Annotated in this window: 10 protein-coding genes and 2 pseudogenes; 7 read left to right on the top strand and 5 right to left on the bottom strand. The window is 70.2% G+C overall.

Features of this window, described 5'->3' with window-relative positions; translation table 11 throughout:
• Positions 1–38: 38 nt before the first annotated feature.
• Together ACFWEP_RS16930 and sigK are read right to left on the bottom strand one after the other, a co-directional pair.
• A complete protein-coding gene (locus ACFWEP_RS16930) occupies positions 39–815 on the bottom strand; it encodes an anti-sigma factor domain-containing protein (protein ID WP_387370938.1) in 777 nt (258 codons plus the stop codon).
• The gene (gene sigK, locus ACFWEP_RS16925; protein ID WP_387370936.1) at positions 812–1423 is read right to left on the bottom strand and encodes an ECF RNA polymerase sigma factor SigK; all 612 of its coding nucleotides are present in this window, start codon (positions 1421–1423) and stop codon (positions 812–814) included. The genes ACFWEP_RS16930 and sigK overlap by 4 nt, the downstream gene beginning before the upstream one ends.
• 596 nt (positions 1424–2019) lie before the next feature.
• Here sigK and ACFWEP_RS16920 point away from each other — a divergent pair.
• From ACFWEP_RS16920 to ACFWEP_RS16900, 5 genes are all read left to right on the top strand, one after another.
• Positions 2020–3111: a Dyp-type peroxidase gene (locus ACFWEP_RS16920; RefSeq protein WP_387370944.1), complete on the top strand. Its 1092-nt coding sequence runs from the start codon at positions 2020–2022 to the stop codon at positions 3109–3111.
• Positions 3111–3908: a family 1 encapsulin nanocompartment shell protein gene (locus ACFWEP_RS16915; RefSeq protein WP_387370934.1), complete on the top strand. Its 798-nt coding sequence runs from the start codon at positions 3111–3113 to the stop codon at positions 3906–3908. Before ACFWEP_RS16920 ends, ACFWEP_RS16915 begins: the two co-directional genes overlap by 1 nt.
• Positions 3909–4113: 205 nt before the next feature.
• The gene (locus tag ACFWEP_RS16910; RefSeq protein ID WP_387370942.1) at positions 4114–5469 is read left to right on the top strand and encodes a tetratricopeptide repeat protein; all 1356 of its coding nucleotides are present in this window, start codon (positions 4114–4116) and stop codon (positions 5467–5469) included.
• 64 nt (positions 5470–5533) lie between these two features.
• The gene (locus ACFWEP_RS16905) at positions 5534–7327 is read left to right on the top strand and encodes a helix-turn-helix domain-containing protein (RefSeq protein WP_387370932.1); all 1794 of its coding nucleotides are present in this window, start codon (positions 5534–5536) and stop codon (positions 7325–7327) included.
• A 159-nt stretch (positions 7328–7486) separates the two neighbouring features.
• On the top strand, positions 7487–8890 hold the full coding sequence (locus ACFWEP_RS16900) for a diaminopimelate decarboxylase (RefSeq protein ID WP_387370930.1): 1404 nt from the start codon (positions 7487–7489) through the stop codon (positions 8888–8890).
• A 534-nt stretch (positions 8891–9424) separates the two neighbouring features.
• On the opposite strand, the gene panD is transcribed toward ACFWEP_RS16900, so the two are convergent.
• Together panD and ACFWEP_RS16890 are read right to left on the bottom strand one after the other, a co-directional pair.
• Positions 9425–9850: an aspartate 1-decarboxylase gene (panD, locus tag ACFWEP_RS16895; RefSeq protein WP_387370929.1), complete on the bottom strand. Its 426-nt coding sequence runs from the start codon at positions 9848–9850 to the stop codon at positions 9425–9427.
• A 664-nt stretch (positions 9851–10514) separates the two neighbouring features.
• Positions 10515–10733: pseudogene (locus ACFWEP_RS16890) on the bottom strand (IS1380 family transposase); the annotation flags it as partial.
• 78 nt (positions 10734–10811) lie between these two features.
• Here ACFWEP_RS16890 and ACFWEP_RS16885 point away from each other — a divergent pair.
• Positions 10812–11647 (top strand): annotated as a pseudogene (locus tag ACFWEP_RS16885) (transposase); the annotation flags it as partial.
• 73 nt (positions 11648–11720) lie between these two features.
• Here the strand turns inward: ACFWEP_RS16885 and ACFWEP_RS16880 are convergent.
• Positions 11721–11906, bottom strand: a complete 186-nt coding sequence (locus tag ACFWEP_RS16880; protein WP_387370927.1) for a hypothetical protein — start codon at positions 11904–11906, stop codon at positions 11721–11723.
• Between the two features lie 819 nt (positions 11907–12725).
• On the opposite strand from ACFWEP_RS16880, the gene ACFWEP_RS16875 reads away from it, so the two are divergent.
• A complete protein-coding gene (locus ACFWEP_RS16875; protein WP_387370940.1) occupies positions 12726–18905 on the top strand; it encodes a DNRLRE domain-containing protein in 6180 nt (2059 codons plus the stop codon).
• The last annotated feature ends 133 nt before the right edge of the window (positions 18906–19038 follow it).

The raw sequence follows: 19038 nt of genomic DNA, 5'->3' as shown, positions 1-19038 counted from the left end.
CCACATCTGGGGGGCGGCGGCGAGCGGCCCGCGGCCTGTCAGGAGGAAAGGCCGACGAGGCCGATGGGAGGCGTGGTCGGTTGCCGCGATCCACCGGCGGGCTCCACGGTGATCCCCACGGCCGTGGCGCCCTTGAGGGGACCCTGCAGGACGTGCGCCTGGCTGCCTCCGTCGCCGGACAGCAGTCCGGCCGGCCGGAACCGCTCGCCGTCGGCGTACCAGAGTTCGTAGACCCGGCCGTCGGTGAGGGGGCGCAGGCCGGACGCGACGAACGCGGCCCGGTTCCGCGACCGCGAAGTGATCACACTGGCCGTCGCCCCCTGCGGGAGTTGCTCGGCTCGGATCGTGGCATCGGGAGCCGCGACGACACCGGCGAGGACCTCTGCACCGCCTTGGGCCTCCGCCACCTGTTCGCGGGCGGCATCGGCCTCCGCGCGGGCCGTATCGGCTTCCGAGCCCTGCCTCCAGGCGACGCCGCCCAGCACTGCCGCCGCCACGACCGACGCCGCGAGCGATACGGCCATCGCCCGCAGACGGCGCCGGTAGCGATGCACCACCGCGACAGGAGCGGGCCGGTCCTGCTGCGTGCCGGAGATCTGCTGGAGCACGCGGCGGCGCATCCGCGGCGACGGTGCACGGGCCTCGACGGCCTCGCCCAGCAGACCCACCGTGGCGGCCAGCTCGTCGACCTCCCGTCGGCAGGCCGGGCAGCCGGCCAGATGGTTCTCGAAGGCGGCCTCCTCGTCGGGCGGCAGGGCGTGCAGTACGTACGCACCCACATCGAGGTGCGGATCGTCAGCGGGGCTCGTAGTCATGATCTTGTTCCCAGACACTCGCGCAGGCAGTGCAGGCCGTGGCGCATCCGTGACTTGATCGTTCCGTGGGGGGACGCCAGGGAGTCCGCGACCTCGGCGTACGTCAGGCCCTCGTAGTAGGCGAGCACCAGCGGCAGACGCAGCTGGCCGGCGAGCTCGCCGAGACAGCGGAAGAGCACCCGGTGTTCCTCCCGTGTTTCGACCTCCTCGGCGACCGCGTCGAACGGCGGGTCCTGGTCCCGGACGGCGACCCTCATCTCGCGGGCTCTCGCCGCCGAGACGGACCGCACCCGGTCCACGGCCCGCCGGTGCGCGAGGGTCAGCACCCAGCCGCGGGCAGCTCCCCGTTCGGGACGGAAACGGTACGCGGTGCGCCACACCTCCACCATCACCTCCTGGGTCACCTCCTCCGCCTGTGCCTCGTCCCTCAGCACCCGGCAGACCAGCCCCATCACCGGCTTCGCCAAGGCGTCGTACACCTCGACGAACGCCTTCTCGTCCCCGGCGGCCACACGCGTGAGCAGGCCGTCCAGCCGCGCCTGCTCCTCCGAACGGCCACCGTCCGCACCCGGGCGCCCGCCCGGTCCCGCCTCACCATCAAGATCCACGGCAACTCCTCGACTCCGCTCGACCCTCATGCACCCGGGCGCTCGGCGCATCCGTCCGAAGCCACCTGCCCCTCACATTCACCTCCATGGTCAACAGCCGAGCGTGGCGGAGCGGACTCCTCACCCTTGATTCGTAGCCACCGTGCCCGCAGATGACCCGCGCGGTTCGAGCCACCGTGCGCCAGGGTGGCCAGAGACGTGACGCCCCGGTGAGCGCGCGTCCTCTCCTCGTGAAAGGGCACCTGCCGCCCCGCCCCGTCGGACGGCAGGCTTGTCGATGTCGGAGGAAACACCCCGCCCATGGGCGGCACTCCCTCGTCCGTGCAAGGCCCGTGCGGATCGCCCTCGACCTGGGCGTTCCCGTCTCAGGCATCGCGCAGGCGGTGTTCGCCCGGCCGCTCTCCGGCCATGCCGACCTGCGCGAGACGGCCCCCAGCCTCGCGGGGCCCACCCCCACTTTGCGCACACGTACCGGCGTACGGACCGCGAGGGAACTCGCGCCCCGCCCGGACGGGCCGTGCCCGGGTGCGTCCCGGCCGCGCCCGTGGGTGAGTGGCAGTAGTCGTGTCCCCGCCGCTACCACTGGAGTGCGCCCGATGCCCGATGCCGTTCCGGACCCCGTCGACGTGCAGCCCGTGGTGGCTCCGCTCACCGAGGCGGCGCTGATCCTCGTCGGCACGGTCGAGCCCGGTGGTGAGGAGACCGTACGGTCCGTGCTGCCGGAGGTCGCGTCGATCGCGCGCTCCCTCGGCTTCCGCTTCCCCGACGCCGGGCTCTCCTGCGTGCTGGGCTTCGGCTCCCAGGCCTGGGACCGGCTCTTCGGCGGCGGGCGGCCGGCGCTGCTGCACCCGTTCCAGGAACTGCGCGGACCGCGCCACACCGCCCCGGCCACCCCCGGCGACCTGCTGCTGCACATCAGGGCCGAGCGGGCGGACGTCTGCCACGAGTGGGCCGCGCAGTTGCTCGACCGGCTCGGCGGGTCGGTGCGGATCGTGGACGAGACGCAGGGGTTCCGCTATCTCGACCACCGTGACCTGCTGGGATTCGTCGACGGTACGGAGAACCCGGTGGGCGACGAGGCCCGGGCGGCCGCGCTGGTGGGTGACGAGGACCCCGCCTTCGCCAGCGGCTCCTACGTCGTCGTGCAGAAGTACCTGCACGACATGGCCGCCTGGAAGGCGCTGAGCACCGAGGAGCAGGAGCGGGTCATCGGCCGAACCAAGGCCGACGACGTCGAACTACCCGAGGGCGTGCAGCCGGCCGACTCGCACGTGGCCCTCAACACCGTCACCGACCCGGACGGCACCGAGCGGGACATCCTCCGCGCCAACATGCCGTTCGGCAGCTTCGGACGGGGCGAGTTCGGTACGTACTTCATCGGGTACGCGGCCGACCCCGGCGTCACGGAGCGGATGCTCCGCAACATGTTCCTCGGCGACCCGCCCGGCACCCATGACCGCATCCTGGACTTCTCCACGGCGGTCACCGGCACGCTCTTCTACGCCCCCTGCGCCGATTTCCTCGACGCCCCGCCCCCGCCTCCCGCCGAACCGGATGCCAGGCCGCTGCCGGAGACGGCCGCCCCGCCGGTTCTGTCCGCGGCGGCGCTCCCCGACGGTTCCGGCCTCCCCGCCCTTCCGGGCGACGGTTCGCTGCGCATCGGCAGCCTGCAAGAAAGCGCCCAGTGATGAACAATCTGCACCGAGAACTCGCTCCCGTCACCGAAGCCGCCTGGCAGCAGATCGAGGAGGAGGCGCGGCGGACCTTCACCCGCCATGTCGCGGGCCGCAGGGTCGTCGACGTCACGGATCCGGAGGGCCCCGCCCTCGCGGCGGTCGGCGACGGCCATCTGCGGCCCATCGACCCGCCCGCCCCGGACGTACTGGCACGGGCCCGCACGTCGATGCCGGTGATCGAGTGGCGGGTGCCCTTCAGTGTGACCCGGCAGGCCGTGGACGACGTGGAGCGCGGTTCCGACGACAGCGACTGGCAGCCCGTCAAGGACGCCGCGCGCACCTGTGCGTTCGCCGAGGACATGGCGATCATCGACGGGTACCCGGCGGCCGGCATCGCCGGTCTGCGGGACGGATCCTCGCACGATCCGCTCCCGCTGCCCGCCGACGCCCGCGACTATCCCGCGGCCGTCAGCCAGGCGCTGACCCGGCTGCGGCTCGCCGGAGTCGACGGCCCCTACCGCCTGCTGCTCGGCGCCGACGCCTTCACCGAGGCGACGGAGACCTCCGACCACGGCTACCCGGTGGCCACCCACATCGGCCGCCAGCTGGACGACCCGATCCTGTGGGCGCCCGCGATCAGGGGCGGGGTACTGCTGTCCACGCGCGGCGGGGACTTCGAACTGCGGCTGGCCCAGGACCTGTCCATCGGCTACCAGAGCCACGACGCCACCGCCGTGCACCTGTACTTCCAACAGGCCTTCACCTTCCGTCTGCTGACCCCGGAGGCCGTGGTCCCGCTCATCGCCTGACCCGTTCCGTCCGTCCTCCGCAGCGCAGTGACACACCATGTCTTCAGCGGGCAATTGCCCCGAGTACCCACCCCTCGCACACGGCCCGGGACGATCTGGTCGATACTCATCTCCCGTGCCGGTCGCGGTCGGGGTGTGACGAGGCGAAATGAGGGGCCACGTGGCGGAGAAGAGCCCGACCGGGCGTCGGACGGAACGCGGACCGGTGGACGACCCCGCCACGATCGGCCGGCGCGTCCACCGGCTGCGCGCGGAGCGCGGTCTCACCCAGCGCGAGCTCGCCGAACCCTCGTACACCCCCGCCTACATATCCACCCTGGAAGCAGGGCGCGTCCGGCCGTCCGAGACGGCTGTGCGTCACCTCGCCGAACGGCTCGGTGTGAGTTACGAGGAAGTGGCCACCGGGCGCCCGGCCCACCTCGCGACCGAACTGCGGCTGCGTCTGGTCGAAGCCCAGCGCACCCTGGCGACCAGCGCCGCGGAGGACGCGGTGGCCGACTTCGCCGAGCTGCTCGCCGAGGCCGACCGGCTCGGGCTCGACCAGGAGAGCGCGTCGGCGGCGTTGGGGCTCGGCGAATGCGCCCTGGAGACCGGCGATCTCCGCACGGCGCGGCAGCACTTCGAGGCGGTCGAGCGCCTGCTCGCGGACGCCCCGCTCTCGCAGCGGGCGCGGGCCGTCCGCGGCCGGGCCGTCGTACACCTGCTGGCGGGCGAACTCCGGTACGCCTGCTATCTGCTGGAGAGCACGATCGACGAACTGAACGCGTCCGGACTCCCCGACCCCGGCGCGCTGCTCCTCCTGTACACGGCGTCGATCGCGCCCTACATGGACATGGGTGCCCACGCCCGGGCCGCGCAGGCCGGCGAGCTGGCGCTCGCCCTCGCACCCCGGGTCGACGATCCCGAGCTGGTGGCGGGCATGCACCGCAGTGTGGCCCGGTCCCTCATCGCCGCCGGCCGCACCGACGAGGCCGACGCCTCGCTGGCCCGGGCGGCGGAGATCTACCAGCAGCTCCAGATCCGCACGGAGATGGCGCACTGCCACTGGATGCGCGGCTACGTACGGGCTCAGGACGGCGACCTCTCCGGGGCCGAGACCGAACTGCTCGCCGCCCGGGACATGCTGGCCTCCAAGCGGGCCGCCCTCTACACGGCCCAGGTCGAGGTGGAGCTCGCCGACGTGCTGCGCCGCCAGGGCAAGGCACGCCAGGCGGAGGACCTGCTGCACCGGCTGCTGGGCGAACTCCAGCCCGACCGGGGCGCCGTGCACGCGGCGGGAGCGCACCGGCTCCTCGGGCTGATCCACGAGGAGGACGGGGAGACGGACACCGCCGAGGAGCACTACGTCAAGGCGCTGGCCCTGCTGGAGCGCGCCGGGGCGGCCGGGGACCTGGCGGACGTCTGCCGACTGCTCGGCGACCTGCTGCGCCGGACGGGGCGTACGGAGGCGGCCCTGGACGCGTACCGGACCGGCCTCGGTCACCGGTCGGCCCCCGGCTCGACCACACTGGGACCCGCACCGGTGAGCCCGCGCCCGATCCTGGGCGGTACCGGGCGGTAGGTTCCTGCCGCGGGGCGGGGGACTCCGTCCGGGCGGGCTGGTGACGCCTCCTATTCTCGGTGCCATGGCCACTGACCCCGCCCCTTCGCCCGGACCCTCCCGGCCCCGGTCCGTTCCCGAGCCGGCGCCCTTGCCCGCCGTCACGCTGCGGGACGTCCTGGCGTTCGACGACAGCGGCACCCTGCGGCTGCTGCTCGCCCCCGTCGGACAGGACGTTCCCGTCCGGGGCGCCGCGTTCGCGGAGAACGGCGAACCGGGCTCGGCCCAAGGGCTGCTGCTGCTCGCCGTGGGTGCGGACGCCGCTTCTCCGGAGGCCGTGACCGCCGTGCGCCGGGCCGCACGGCAGGGGGCGTGTGCCGTGGTGCTGCGCGAATCCGGAGACGCCGGGCCCGCGCAGGAGGTCCTGGACAGCGCGCGGGACGACAAGATCGCCGTGCTGGCGCACGCCGCCTGGGCGGACTGGACGGACACGGCGACGCTGCTGCGCTCGGCCCTCGCTTTCGGGGCGGCGGGCAGCACCGCTCAGGACCCGCTCTCCAAAGACCCCGCGCCCGGTGGGCTGAGCGCGCTCGCCTCGGTGATCGCCGCCGCGACCGGCGGAGCGATCACCATCGAGGACAACCGGTTCCGGGTGCTGGCCCACTCCGCCACCCGGCCCGAGGCGGACGGGGTCCGCCGCTCCACGATCCTCGGCGGCCGGGTGCCGGATTGGCGGGTGGCCGAGATGCGCCGCAGCGGTCTGTTGCGCACGCTCTGGACCTCGCGCGAGGTGATCCACCGCCCCGCCGAGGGAGACAGTCCCGAGCGCCTCGTCGTCGCGGTGCGCAGCGGGCCCGAGGTCCTCGGCTCGATCTGGGTGGCGGCGGACGGCAGCCCCCTGCTGCCGGGCGCGTCCCACGCCCTGCTGTCCGCCGCCGCCACGGCCGCACCCCACCTGGTACGCCACCGGCTACGGGAGAGCGGCGAGGTGCGGCGGCGCGATCACGCGCTGCGCGGACTCCTACGGGGCGAGGGGGATCTCAGGACCCACGCCTGGTCGCTCGGGCTGGCGCCCGGAACGCCGTGTGCGGTGGTGGCGGTGGCGGCCGAATCGGCATCGGCGCCGGTGACTCCCCCGTTGGACCGGACGCTCGGCGTGCTGGCCCTGCACGCCACTTCGTACCGCCCCGACGTGCAGGTTCTCCGGGAGCGAGACCGGTTGCTGGCCCTGCTGCCGGTCGGCTCCCGGAAAAACCACTCGGGGGAAACCCACTCGGGGAAGGGCCACTCGAGGAAGGACCACTCGGGGGAAACCCGCTCGGGGAAGGACCACTCGGGGAAGGACCGAGAGGCCCTGGGGCTGGCCCGGGAACTGGCCACCCTCGCCTCCTCGCTGCCCGGTGGTGCGCCGGTGCTCGTGGGCGCGGGAAGGGTGGCGGATTCCGTCCTCGGCACCCCGGCCTCCTGCGAGGAGGCTTCCCTCGTCGTACGGGTGCTGCGCGAGAGGCACGCCTCACCGGACGCCGGGCCGGGAGACGACCGAACACGGGCGCGATGGGCAGGCGCCGCCGGGTTGGGACCGGTGGTCGACGTACGACGCATGCTCGACGCGGTCCGGCCGCTGTGGGAAGCGGGCACAGGCCCGGTGCACGACCTGGTGCGCGCCGACCTCTCGGCCGGCGGCGAGCTGGTCCGGTCCCTCGCCGCCTATCTGGACGCGGCGGGTGACGTCCCGGCCGCCTCACGCCGCCTGGGGCTGCACGCCAACACCCTCCGCTACCGGTTGCGGAGGGTGAGGGAACGCCACGGGGTGGACGTGGACGACCCGGACACCCGGCTCCTGCTGACGGTCGCGGTCCGACTCACCGCCGGCTTCTGAGACCGCCCCTCTTCATCTCCGCCTTCCATTCCATTCCTTTCGCACCTTTTGCGCCTTTCACATGCACCTGCCCGGTGATTGCGCGCCAGAACGATTTTCACCTCCAGAATTGGCCCCGCCGACAAAGACCGGGGCCGCCCGGTCGGCGATTCTCACCCTATGACCCACACGTTCTCCGCCACCGGCGCACCGACCACCACCCCGAAGTTCGCCCATGCCGTGCGGCGTGCGGTCGACGACGGCCTGCTCGGAGAGTCTCAGCCCGTCGTCGGATTCATCGATACACAGGGGGTACGGGACTCGGTCGAGGACCTGCAGGAAGCGTTCGCCGGCGCCCCGCAGGTCCTGCACACCTTCGCGGCGAAGGCGTCCCCTCTCGTCCCGGTGCTGCGCCTGCTCGCCTCGTACGGAATGGGGTGCGAGGTGGCGAGCCCCGGGGAACTGCGGCTGGCCGTGGACGCCGGTTTCGCACCCTCGACGATCGTCCTGGACTCCCCCGCCAAGACCCGCGAGGAGATCCGGCTGGCACTTGCCCTGGGGGTCGCGGTCAACGCCGACAGCCTCGACGAACTGCGCCGCATCGACGCCCTTCGCTGGTCCACTTCGCCCTCGGTCATCGGGCTACGGGTGAACCCACAGGTCGGAGCCGGTGCGATCGGGGCCATGAGCACGGCCACCGCCACCTCGAAATTCGGCGTCGGGCTGCGGGACCCCGGGGCCCGTACAGCGGTGGTGCGCGCTTTCGCCGAACGCCCCTGGCTGACCCGGCTGCACGTGCACGTGGGCTCCCAGGGCTGTCCGCCGGACCTGCTCGCGGCCGGTGTCGCGGAGACGTACCGGCTGGCCGAGGAGATCAACGCGCACCTCGGCGAGCGCCGGGTCACCAGCCTGGACATCGGCGGCGGGCTGCCGGTGAACTTCACGGACGACGAGGTGCGGCCCACCCAGGGCGACTACGTGGGCGCGCTGCGCAAAGCCGTTCCGGACCTGTTCGACGGGCGGTACGCACTGGTGACGGAATTCGGCCGGTCGTTGCTCGCGAAGAACGGGTTCATCGGGGCGCTGGTGGAGTACACCAAGGACGCGGGCGGGCGGCGGATCGCCGTGACCCACGCGGGCGCTCAGACCGCGACCCGTACCGTCCTGATGCCCGGGGCCTGGCCTCTGCGGGTGGGGGCCTTCGGGCCGGACGGCCTGCCCAAGGACGGGCCCGCACTCGCGCAGGACATCGCGGGCCCCTGCTGCTTCGCCGGGGACGTGGTCGCGTACGGCCAGGAACTCCCGGAACTGCGCGAGGGCGACTTCGTGGTGCTCTACGACACGGGGGCGTACTACTTCTCGTCCCCGTGGGCGTACAACAGCCTGCCGCGGCCGGCCGTGTACGGCTTCCGGACGACGGCGGGCGGCGGGGTGCGTTTCGCACCGGTGCGCGACGCCCAGACGCTGGAATCGATCGCGGCGGAGAGCGGGCTCGGACACGCCGACGCACTGGTGGCACTCGGTGGAGTCAACGGCGTGCGCGGCACGGACGGCGCGCTCGGAACGGACGGCGCTTCCGCATGACCGTGGACCCTCACGTGAGTCCCGCCGCGGGCGGGCCCGCCCGGCACGCGCCGGACGGGCCCGACGCCCCGGATCAGCCTGCGGGCTGCGGGGACGGCTCGGGGTCCGGCACCGGCTCGGGGCCCGGGGCCGGCGGCTGCGGAATCGGGTCGGGAGCAGGGCCGGGCGGTACGGGCCCGGGCACCGGCGGCACCGGCGGCGGAGTCGGCACGGGGGTCGGCGGCCCGGGCACCGGCGGCGGGCTCGGCACGGGCGACGGATGGACGGGTTCGGGGTACGGCTGGGTCATCGCGACGCTCCCATGGTGCGAACGGTACGAGTGGGGCTCTTCCCCACCGTCTCCCGCTGCGGCTGCCCGCGCCTGCCGGGACCACACCTCACACGCCGGGACCGCGCGCCCTCCGAGCCTTCGGACCACTCGTTCGCCCGGCCTCCGAGCCGGCCGCCGGTTCCGCCCGCGGCCCGGCGCGCGGCCACCCGTATGTCCGTTCCGGACGGCCGCGCTCTTGCCGCGTACCGTCGTCGGGTGCCCGGTCAGCGGGCCGACGGAACCGCGTACGGGCTGCGCTCGGTGGGCGTCCCCGGTACCGGCGCGGAGGAGTCGGTCCCCAGCGCGACAATCCGGTTGTCCGCGTCCACGTGCACCACGCTCGGGACGAGCGTGCGCGCCTCCGCGTCGTCGACCTGCGCGTAACTGATCAGAATGACCAGGTCTCCGGGGTGGACGAGATGCGCGGCGGCGCCATTGATCCCGATCACGCCGGAACCCCGCTCGCCCTCGATGACGTAGGTCTCCAGGCGGGCACCGTTGGTGATGTCCACGATGTGCACCAGCTCACCGGGGAGCAGATCGGCGGCTTCCATCAGCTCGGCGTCGATCGTGACCGACCCCACGTAGTGCAGGTCGGCCTGGGTCACGGTGGCGCGGTGGATCTTGGACTTGAACATGGTGCGGATCATCGACGAACTCCTGAACTTAGGCTCCCTGCCTGCGTTTTTGCAGGTCAAGTGCTGTCCGCCTACCCTACAACGATTCGCATGTTCGGGCAGCATTCCCCAGGTTTTTCAGGACTCACGCTGACCACTTGCCGCCTTAGCTGACACCTCGTCAGGGAAGAGCAGAGGGCTTCGACCTCTCGGAGACTTCCCCGTAAGCCTTCGCCGTGCTCTCCCCTGGGCGAACGCAGTCACCGCCGCCCCGAGGGCCTGTCGGCGATCCCACATCTCCTATGTCACCTCAAGGGCTCGAAGGCGACGCGGGGCGAGTATCAGCAAATCGCTGCGCGGCAAAGTCGACAGTTTCCGCGAACATGACCGTTGCCCATCCGGTCACTCTTTGTAGCGGCACCGGGCGGGTGCAGAACCCTCCGATCCGGCCTGGGCTGGGGTCCACCGAACGCCGTCCTCAGCCTTGCCAGCCTCAAGGAGCCGCCTTGCCCATGCAGCCGCAGTCCAACGATCACCCCATCGAAATCAGCCCGCCGCGCAGGGTCCAGCTCGCAGAACCTGTCCTTATGGATACTTCCGAAGTCGCCATGATGCTCAATATGTCCACGAGCTGGGTCTACAGGGAGGCGTCGAAACTGGGCTTGAAGGGTTTCAAGCTCGGCCGAGGCAGGAATGCGGCGGTGAACTCGTGGGTGCCGCCGGCGGAGTCGGTGCGGGGCAGTCTCCGGCGTCCGCGCCGGTACTTCCTCGGGAGCTGGGCGAGGGCGAGCCGGGCGGTGGTGATGTGGTCGGCAGCGGTGTTGGAGCCCGCGTTCCCGGGCCGCAGGATGGCGGCCACGGGTTCCCCGGTCCCGCTTCTCCCGTGGTCGACGAAGGCCGTCAGGGGGTGGCTGCCACTAACGCCTCGGAGTTCTGGCCCCGCGCTGCGGTGCAGCAGTGATCCTCGGCCGCCCCGGAGGGGTGGCGGTCGCCTGATCCCACCATCTCCCACCTCATCGATGCCCTCGCCGCTGCCGGGCCAGCAGCACTGGACGCGATCCGAACCGCACGGGCCCAAGCCCGCGAACACGTCTGGAAACTCGCCGGTGCCCGCGTCCGCCAGACAGTCCCCACCGAGCGCGACCGCGAGGGCCACGTCCAGCAGGATCTTCCCCGGATCGTGCACCGTCCGCGGCCAGGTGGCTGTCGCACTCGGTCGGCATGACCATCACCGACCACATCCACCAGGCCGTCCTCACCGTCCCGCCCACCACCTGGACACCAGCCGTCGAACCCGACGGCGAAATCCGGCACGGAGCATGGGTCGCCGAACTCGACGGCGACACCCTCAAGGGCTGGCCGCCAGGAATGCGACTGGTCGTCCGCAAAGAACGCCCGCACCCCGGCGCCCAGTTGCGGTTCACCGACACCGACGGACTGCGGCTCACCGCGTTCGCCACGAACACCGCCAACAGCCCCATTGCCGCACTCGAACTACGGCACCGCCAACGCGCACGCGCCGAAGACCGCATCCGCGCCGCCCGGACCACAGGCCTGCGTAACCTGCCCCTGCACAAGACGGCGCAGAACCGGATCTGGCTGGAGATCGTCCAGATCGCCCTGGACCTGCTGGCGTGGGTGCCCATGCTCGCTCTGACCGGCGACGCCTACAGATGGGAGCCGCGCCGACTGCGGCTCCGCCTCTTCTCCGCCGCCGCCCAGATCGTCACAACTGCCCGCCGCCGGCACCTGAGATTCACACGCCACTGGCCCTGGACAGACGTCATCACGGACGCGATCGAGCGTCTCGACGTGCTGCCGACCCCCGGCCGAGCAGGGCCCCCGGCCTGCCCAACTGCGGCCACCGGCAACGAAATGGGCCACCTACCCCGTCGGTGGCCCCTCACGAAGGATTCTTGGGTGTCCTGCTCGGCCGTGCAGCAAGCTGCGAAGTCACTTCAAGCCGGGCCACCAGAACACCGAAGTGCATTGCGGCCTCGCCACGGTCATAGTGCTGCGGACGCTCCAGCCACCCCGGATCATCGAGCTCGCGCAGCAACGCCAGCAGATCCGCTTCGCTCTCGCTCATACGCCCATCTTGGCGCAGCCGCCATCCACGGAACAGCTCGGGGCACCACCACACATGCCGTTCCCCGACATCACCCATTCAGGTTCAGTACGCGCTCCAGCTGCGCCGCATAGGACCGGTGCCGCTCGGCTACGTCCACGGCGGCAACCAGACCCTTCACTAGGCAAGTCGGTTGTCGGAAGTGGCGTTGTCGAGTCCAGTCGCACCTGCCGACCTGGCCTGACCAGTGGGTACCATGTGGGGCGCCGGGGCCCCGCCAAGTGGCTTAGTGATCCGGAATGCCTCGCTTCGCTCCGAGGGCCGCCTTCGCGCCAAGCGCTGTCGAGTTTCCTCGGGGCGGTGCCGACGCCGTTTTCGGTCGCAGGAGTGGTCTCTGCGCGAGTGTGAGCCCTGCCGATACGGGTCAGTCGCGGAGTCGTGAACTCCACTGTGCCACAACGCTGCACGGGCGCGACCTGGCACCGTTCGTAGTGGCCGCGGCGCCTTTTCTGTCCCGGCGCTGGTAAACGCAGTACCACGCCAAGCCTGCAGCAGCCCCGGGGATGTTGAGCGGTAGGTACCGATGACGTCACTTCATGTGATCAAGGTCATAGGTCGGGGCGCAGGAAGTGGTGTCCGCTTATGGCTGCATTAGCTGATCTTGGTGGTGTTGTGCTCCGGGTTACTTTGCGAATCGATCACTGTTTCTTTACGTGACGAGTAGACGGGGATGGATTCGTGAGACCTGTGGATATGGCCCCTCCTCCTGGGGAGACGGGGTGGATTTGGCGTGACCGTAGCCGAAGTCTGCGCTGGATCGCGGGTGGGCTTGCGGTGCTGATGTCGGTGTCGTTGCTGCAGGGTGTGGCAGCGGCGGTACCGGCTGGGGTGTCGGAGAAGGATTCGGAAGCAAAGTCGGTGACCACGGCGGCGGATATCGCGTCGGCGAAGGTCGCGGCCCGGTTGTCAGGCAGGCCCGTGGAGGCGCTCAGCGAGCGCACTGAGACGTCGACCACCTGGGTCAACAAGGACGGTAGTCTCACCACGGAACTCGCCGCCGGACCCGTCCGGTTCGAGCGTGATGGCCAATGGACCGACGTCGATGTCAACCTCCGTGAAACCGGATCAGGTGTGGAACCGGTCGCCCACCCGGAGGGCCTGCGGCTCGCCGGCGGGACCGGCACCCCCGCGAAGTCGCTGGCCGCCGCGCAGGAGGCCAAGGCGACGGACCTGGTAACGCTGGGCGAGGGTGACCAGCAGATCACGCTTCAGTGGAAGGGTGGCCTGCCGCAGCCGAAGCTGGACGGCACGCGTGCGGAGTACGTCAACGCCGTTCCTGGCGCGGACGTGGTCGTCGAGGCCACGCGTACTGGCTTCGAGCAGTTCGTCGAGATCAGGCAGCGTCCGGAGACGGGTGGCTACTCGTACACGCTGCCGCTGAAGGCCAAGGGCCTGAAGGTGAAGCAACTCGCTGACGGCAGCGTCCTGTTCACCGACAAGAAGAACAAGAAGCGGGCTGTGATGCCCGCGCCGGTGATGTGGGACGCCACCGTCGACAAGCGGTCGGGCGAGCACACGAACCGGGCCAAGGTCGGCATGAAGGTGGTGCGGAAGGGCTCCACCGTCGATCTGATCGTCACCCCGGACGCGAAGTTCCTCGCTGACCCGGAGACCACGTACCCGGTCACCGTCGACCCGTCGACGTCGTCTCTGTCCAACGTCTTCGACACCTACGTGCAGCAGGGCGAGACGGTCGACTGGTCCGCCGACACCGAACTCGACCTGGGTAACCCCGGTACGACCAACTCCGACGGCACCCCGCGCACCGCGCGGTCGTTCATCTCCTGGAACACGACTCCGATCCAGGATGCCTTGGTCCTGGATGCGAAGCTGTCCCTGTGGAACTTCCACTCGGGCAACAACACTGACTGCAAGGTCTACCCGTGGGAGGTGTGGTCGACCGGGGCGGCCTCGACGTCGTCGCGCTGGACGGCGCAGCCGTCGTGGACGGCGAAGAAGGCCACCTCCACCGAGACCCGCGGCAACGCCGCGTGCACCACGCAACCGGACGGCTGGATCAACGCCGACGCGACCACGCTCGTGCAGGAGTGGGCATCCGCCAAGGCCACCCGCAGCCACATGGGCCTGCGCGCCACCAGCGAGACCGTCGTGGCCCAGTGGAAGCGGGTCAACTCCGCCAACGCGGCCTCCAACCCGCCCAAGCTGGTCGTGAACTACAACTACCGGCCGCGCACTGGCACCAAGCAGGAGGCCGGCCCGCCGTATTTCTCCTACAGCGGTGCCTACACGGTCAACACCACCACGCCCGCCCTGCGCGACACCTTCGTCGACTCCGACGGTGACAAGGTCAACGGCACCTTCCAGATCTACGACAACGCCACCAACACACAGGTCGGCGACGTCATCGTGTCGAAGTACGTGCCCTCAGGGCAGATCGCCTCGGTGACTGTGCCATCCGGGGTACTGAGCAACGGCAAGACATACAAGTTCCGCACCAGCCCGTACGACGGCACGCACTACAACAACGGCTGGTCGGCGTGGAAGACGGTCACCGTCGACACCAGCGCCCCGTCCGCCCCGACGAAGATCGTCTCCACCGACTACCCGTCGAGCTCCTGGGTCAAGGGCGCGGGCCAGGCGGGCACCTTCACCGTCACCCCACCCGCCTCCGACCACAACTGGCTGGAGTGGTCGCTGGACGGCGTGACCTGGACCAAGGTCGCCACCGGCGGTTCCACCGCCGACAAGGCCCTCTCCATCACCCCGCCCAAGGACGGCACCCACACCCTGCAGGTGCGCTCGGTGGACAAGGCGGACAACAAGTCCGAGGCAATCGAGTACACCTTCCACACCGGGCCCGGCGGTTTCGTTCAGCCCTCCGAAGGCGAGCGCACAGCGCGCCGTCTCCCGCTGGTCGCCGAAGCCGACGCGAGCAAGTACAACAGCGTGTCCTTCTCCTGGCGCCGGTCTGAAGCCGACGGCTGGCAGAGGATCCCGGTCGGGGACGTCACCTCCGGGGGCGACACGCTCACCGGATGGCCGGTCCCGCTGACCAACGGCAAGAACAGCCAGCTGGTGTGGAACGCCGTCGCCACCGTCAACCCCGACGGCGCAGTGCAGGTCAAGGCCGACTTCACGGGAGCCAACAGCGCCTCCGGTAGCACCGAACCTCTCACGGTCGTTGTCGACCGTTACGCCCTCGGTGCCGCGCCTCAGTTGATCGGGCCTGGCTCGGTGAACCTGCTCACCGGTGACTTCACCCTCTCCGAAGTGGAAGCCTCATACTTCGGCTTGTCCGTCACCCGTACGGCTACTTCTCGGACACCGTCCGCAGGAGACCAGGAGGGGCAGGTGGCCATATTCGGTAACGAGTGGGCATCTGGCACGGTCGCCGAATCCGCCGGCTCGGACTACTCCTATGTCAGCAGGGTCTCCGACACCGCCGTTGACGTGGTCGGCAGTCAAGGCGACGCCATCCACTTCACCGCGAACGCGGCCAAGACCGCATGGATCGCTGAACCGGGCGCCGAGAAGATCACGCTGCAAGGGAGCACATCGGGCTCCTTCACCCTGACCGACGCCGAGGGCACGGTCACCAACTTCGCGAAGCTGGACGACGCGGCAACGACCTGGCAGGTGTCGTCGGCCCGTCTGGACGGCCGCAGCAACTCCACCACCACGGTCCTTTCAGAAACGGTCTCGAGCGATGGAAAGGTCAAGGCGCGGCCCAAGCGGGTTGTCGCCCCGACCTCGGCAGCCGCCTCCGGCACCTGTGCGCAGACCCCCTCCACACGCGGTTGCCGGGTGTTGGAGTTCGTCTACGCCACCTCCACCACCGCCGCTGCGGGCACGTACGGCGACTTCACCGGCCGAGTGAAGGAGATCCAGGTTTGGTCCACCGCTCCCGGAGCGACGGCAGCCACCTCGACATCCGTGCAGAAGTACGCGTACGACACCTCCGGACGGCTGCGTCGTACGTGGAACTCGCAAATCTCCCCGCAGTTGGTCACCGAGTACGCCTATGACAGCGCTGGCCGGGTCACCGAGCTGACCCCGCCAGGCCAGTTGCCCTGGACCTTCACCTACGGCCAGGCAGGAAGCTCGACCGCCGCTGGTCCGGGGATGCTGCTGAGCGTTTCGCGTCCCGGCCTGCAGCCCGGTACGGCCGCGACCGTGCAGGGCGAGGCAGTCACCAGCCTGGTCTACGATGTCCCGCTCGCAGGCGCCTCCGCCCCCTACGCCATGGGATCGAGTGAGGTCAAGACATGGGGCCAGCTGGATGCGCCTACCGACGCGACGGCGATTTTCCCGGCGGACTCCGTACCGGCCTCGCACACAGGCAGCAGCCTCGGTGCGGGAGCCTATGCGCGGGCGACCATCCAGTACATGGACGCCTCCGGACGCCAGATCAACGCGGCCCTGCCAGGCGGCCACATATCCGCGTCGGACACTGACCGGTTCGGCAACACGATCCGCGAGCTCAGCCCCGCCAACCGTGCCCTGGCACTCGGCCAAAGCAGCGCGGCACAGAAGGTTCTCACCGACCTGGGCATCGCGGACCTCCCGAGTGCCGAGCGTGCCGACCTCCTGTCGACCCGGTCCATCTACAACGCCACCGGAACACGCGAACTGGAGGCACTGGGCCCTCTGTCACGGATCGACCTGACCCAGGACCTCACCTCGGGCGGCACCACGCTCGTCTCCGCCGGCACATCCGTCGTGGCCCGCGCCCGGAGTGTCAACACCTATGACGCCGGGCGCCCGACGGACGGCACTGCCACGGTCAAGGACCAGATCACCGGCACCACCACCGGGGCACAGCTCCGCGTCCACCCCACCGTCCATGCCGAGACCCGTGAGACGCGGACCGTCTACGACTGGGCACGCGGCCTGGCGACCCAGACGGTCCAGGACCCCGGGGGCCTCGCCATCACCACCGTCACCCAGTACGACGAGCAGGGCCGCGTGGTGAAGGAGATCCCGCCCGACAGCACCGCGACCTCGGCGACCACACGCGTGACCGACTACTGGTCCGCCTCCGGCACCGGTACCTGCGCCGGACGCCCCGAGTGGGCCGACCTGCCCTGCCGGACCTCGCCCGGTGGCGCCATCACCGGGGGCGGCAGCAACCCGTCGGCACTCCCGGTGACCACCACCGAATACGACCGATGGGGAAACCCCACCAACGTCTCCGAAACCGCCGGGGGCGTCACCAGGACCACCACAACCAGCTATGACGACGCGGGCCGTCCCATCTCGGTCGCCATGACCGGAGGCGTCGGCGAGGCGTTGTCCAAGACGACTACCGACTACGACGCCACCACCGGCGAGGCCATCAAGAACACTTCGGCCACCAGCGGGACCGTCACCAAGGTGTTCGACGCGCTGGGCCGCCAGCTTTCCTACACCGATGCGGACGGCGGAGTCACCCAGGTCCGCCACGACTTGCTCAACCGTGTCACGCAGGTCTCCGACTCCGTTCCTTCGACGGTCACCTACACCTACGACCACACGGTCGAGCCCCGCGGCCTGGCCACGAAGACCACCGACTCCGTCGCAGGTGCGTTCGAGACCGCCTATGACGCTGACGGCGCCGTCATCAACGAGAAGCTGCCCGGCGGCTACACCCTGGCCCAGGAGATCGACACAACGGGCTCACCCCTGGCGCGTACCTACACCAGGGCTTCCGACAGCACCGTGGTGCTGGCCGACTCGGTAGACAGGTCCATCCACTCCCAGGTGACGGCCCACTCGGGATGGTCGCACCAGCAGTACCGGTACGACGCTGTCGGGCGTCTGGCCGGGGTCGACGACACCGCGGACACCGTCTGTACCCGCCGCACGTACACCTTCGGCGCACGCAGCACCCGCAGCGCGGTGACCACAGCTACCTCCGAACCCGGCGTCGACTGCCCGAGCTCCGCAGGAACCACCACCAGCCACACGTACGACAGCGCCGACCGTCTCACCGGCACCGGCTACGTCTACGACGCGTTCGGCCGGACGACCACCGCTCCGGGCCACGGCACCCTTTCCTACTACGCCAACGATCTTGCCTATCGGCAGACAGTCGATGGCAAGCGCCAGACCTGGCAGCGTGACCCCGAACTGCGCGTGCGCTCCTGGACGACGGAAAGCGGCTCAGGTACCACCTGGACGCAGACTGCATCCAGGATCAACCACTACGACAGCGACTCCGACAACCCCAGATGGGTGGTGGAGGACACCGGGACCGGCGCGGTCACCCGCAACATCGTCTCCGCGAGCGGAAATCTCACCGCGACGAGCACCAAGACCGGCGGCGTGGTGCTCCAACTCGCCAACCTGCACAGTGACATCGCTCTCCAGCTCCCACTGGACGGCGCGACGGCTCCGACAGTGCTCGACTACGACGAGTACGGCAATCCGCGTCCCGGCCAGGCAGGCACCCGCTACGCCTGGCTCGGCACCAAGCAGCGCTCCGCCGACACTTTGACCGGGCTCACTCTCATGGGCGTACGCCTCTACGACCCGAAGCTCGGCCGGTTCCTCCAGGCTGATCCGGTTCCCGGCGGGTCAGCGAATGCCTACGACTACGCCAACGCCGACCCGTGCAACAGTTCCGACACCACCGGGCTGATCCCCAAGTGCGGAAAAAAGCACAAGACCAACGGCTACAGCCTGCAGATCATCACCAGCCGCCGCGGTGGCGGCGTGACCAAGGACGGCCACCGCTACATCGGGTACTACGTGGAGACCCAGATCAAGGGATTCGCCAACCGGTACCTGTCCCGAAACGCGGTGTACGCGGAAACCTGGGGAACCCGGCCAGGCAAGAAAAAAATGGGCAAACTTCAAGGCAAGGCCAGCTGGTACACGCCCTGGAAGAAGCAGTGGGAGGTTCACTACAACATCCAAGTGAAACCCGGAACGAGAATCGTGACCCACGGCAACGGGGTCGTGCTCGGGTGGAACGGCTTCGTGACTGCCGTCTCCTCCATCTGCAAGGCCAGCGCGTAGTCCAGCGCCGCCGTACCATGATCACCACATGAGTACGCGGCATATCCGGGGTGGCCCACCCCCACACCGGGGGGCCCCCCCCGCGCGGGGGGCGCCCAACAAAAAAACACAATCGCGCCACGACCACGATGGC

The sequence above is a fragment of the Streptomyces sp. NPDC060198 genome, from assembly GCF_042728415.1.
GTDB lineage: Bacteria > Actinomycetota > Actinomycetes > Streptomycetales > Streptomycetaceae > Streptomyces.
This window is presented reverse-complemented; position numbering and strand designations above follow the sequence as displayed.

What these genes read in the sequence shown, in the direction of transcription:
- ACFWEP_RS16930 (WP_387370938.1), bottom strand. Translation starts at nt 815, where the DNA reads ATGACTACGAGCCCCGCTGACGATCCGCACCTCGATGTGGGTGCGTAC.
- ACFWEP_RS16920 (WP_387370944.1), top strand. Translation starts at nt 2,020, where the DNA reads ATGCCCGATGCCGTTCCGGACCCCGTCGACGTGCAGCCCGTGGTGGCT.
- ACFWEP_RS16915 (WP_387370934.1), top strand. Translation starts at nt 3,111, where the DNA reads ATGAACAATCTGCACCGAGAACTCGCTCCCGTCACCGAAGCCGCCTGG.
- ACFWEP_RS16905 (WP_387370932.1), top strand. Translation starts at nt 5,534, where the DNA reads ATGGCCACTGACCCCGCCCCTTCGCCCGGACCCTCCCGGCCCCGGTCC.
- ACFWEP_RS16900 (WP_387370930.1), top strand. Translation starts at nt 7,487, where the DNA reads ATGACCCACACGTTCTCCGCCACCGGCGCACCGACCACCACCCCGAAG.
- panD (WP_387370929.1), bottom strand. Translation starts at nt 9,850, where the DNA reads ATGATCCGCACCATGTTCAAGTCCAAGATCCACCGCGCCACCGTGACC.
- ACFWEP_RS16880 (WP_387370927.1), bottom strand. Translation starts at nt 11,906, where the DNA reads ATGAGCGAGAGCGAAGCGGATCTGCTGGCGTTGCTGCGCGAGCTCGAT.
- ACFWEP_RS16875 (WP_387370940.1), top strand. Translation starts at nt 12,726, where the DNA reads ATGTCGGTGTCGTTGCTGCAGGGTGTGGCAGCGGCGGTACCGGCTGGG.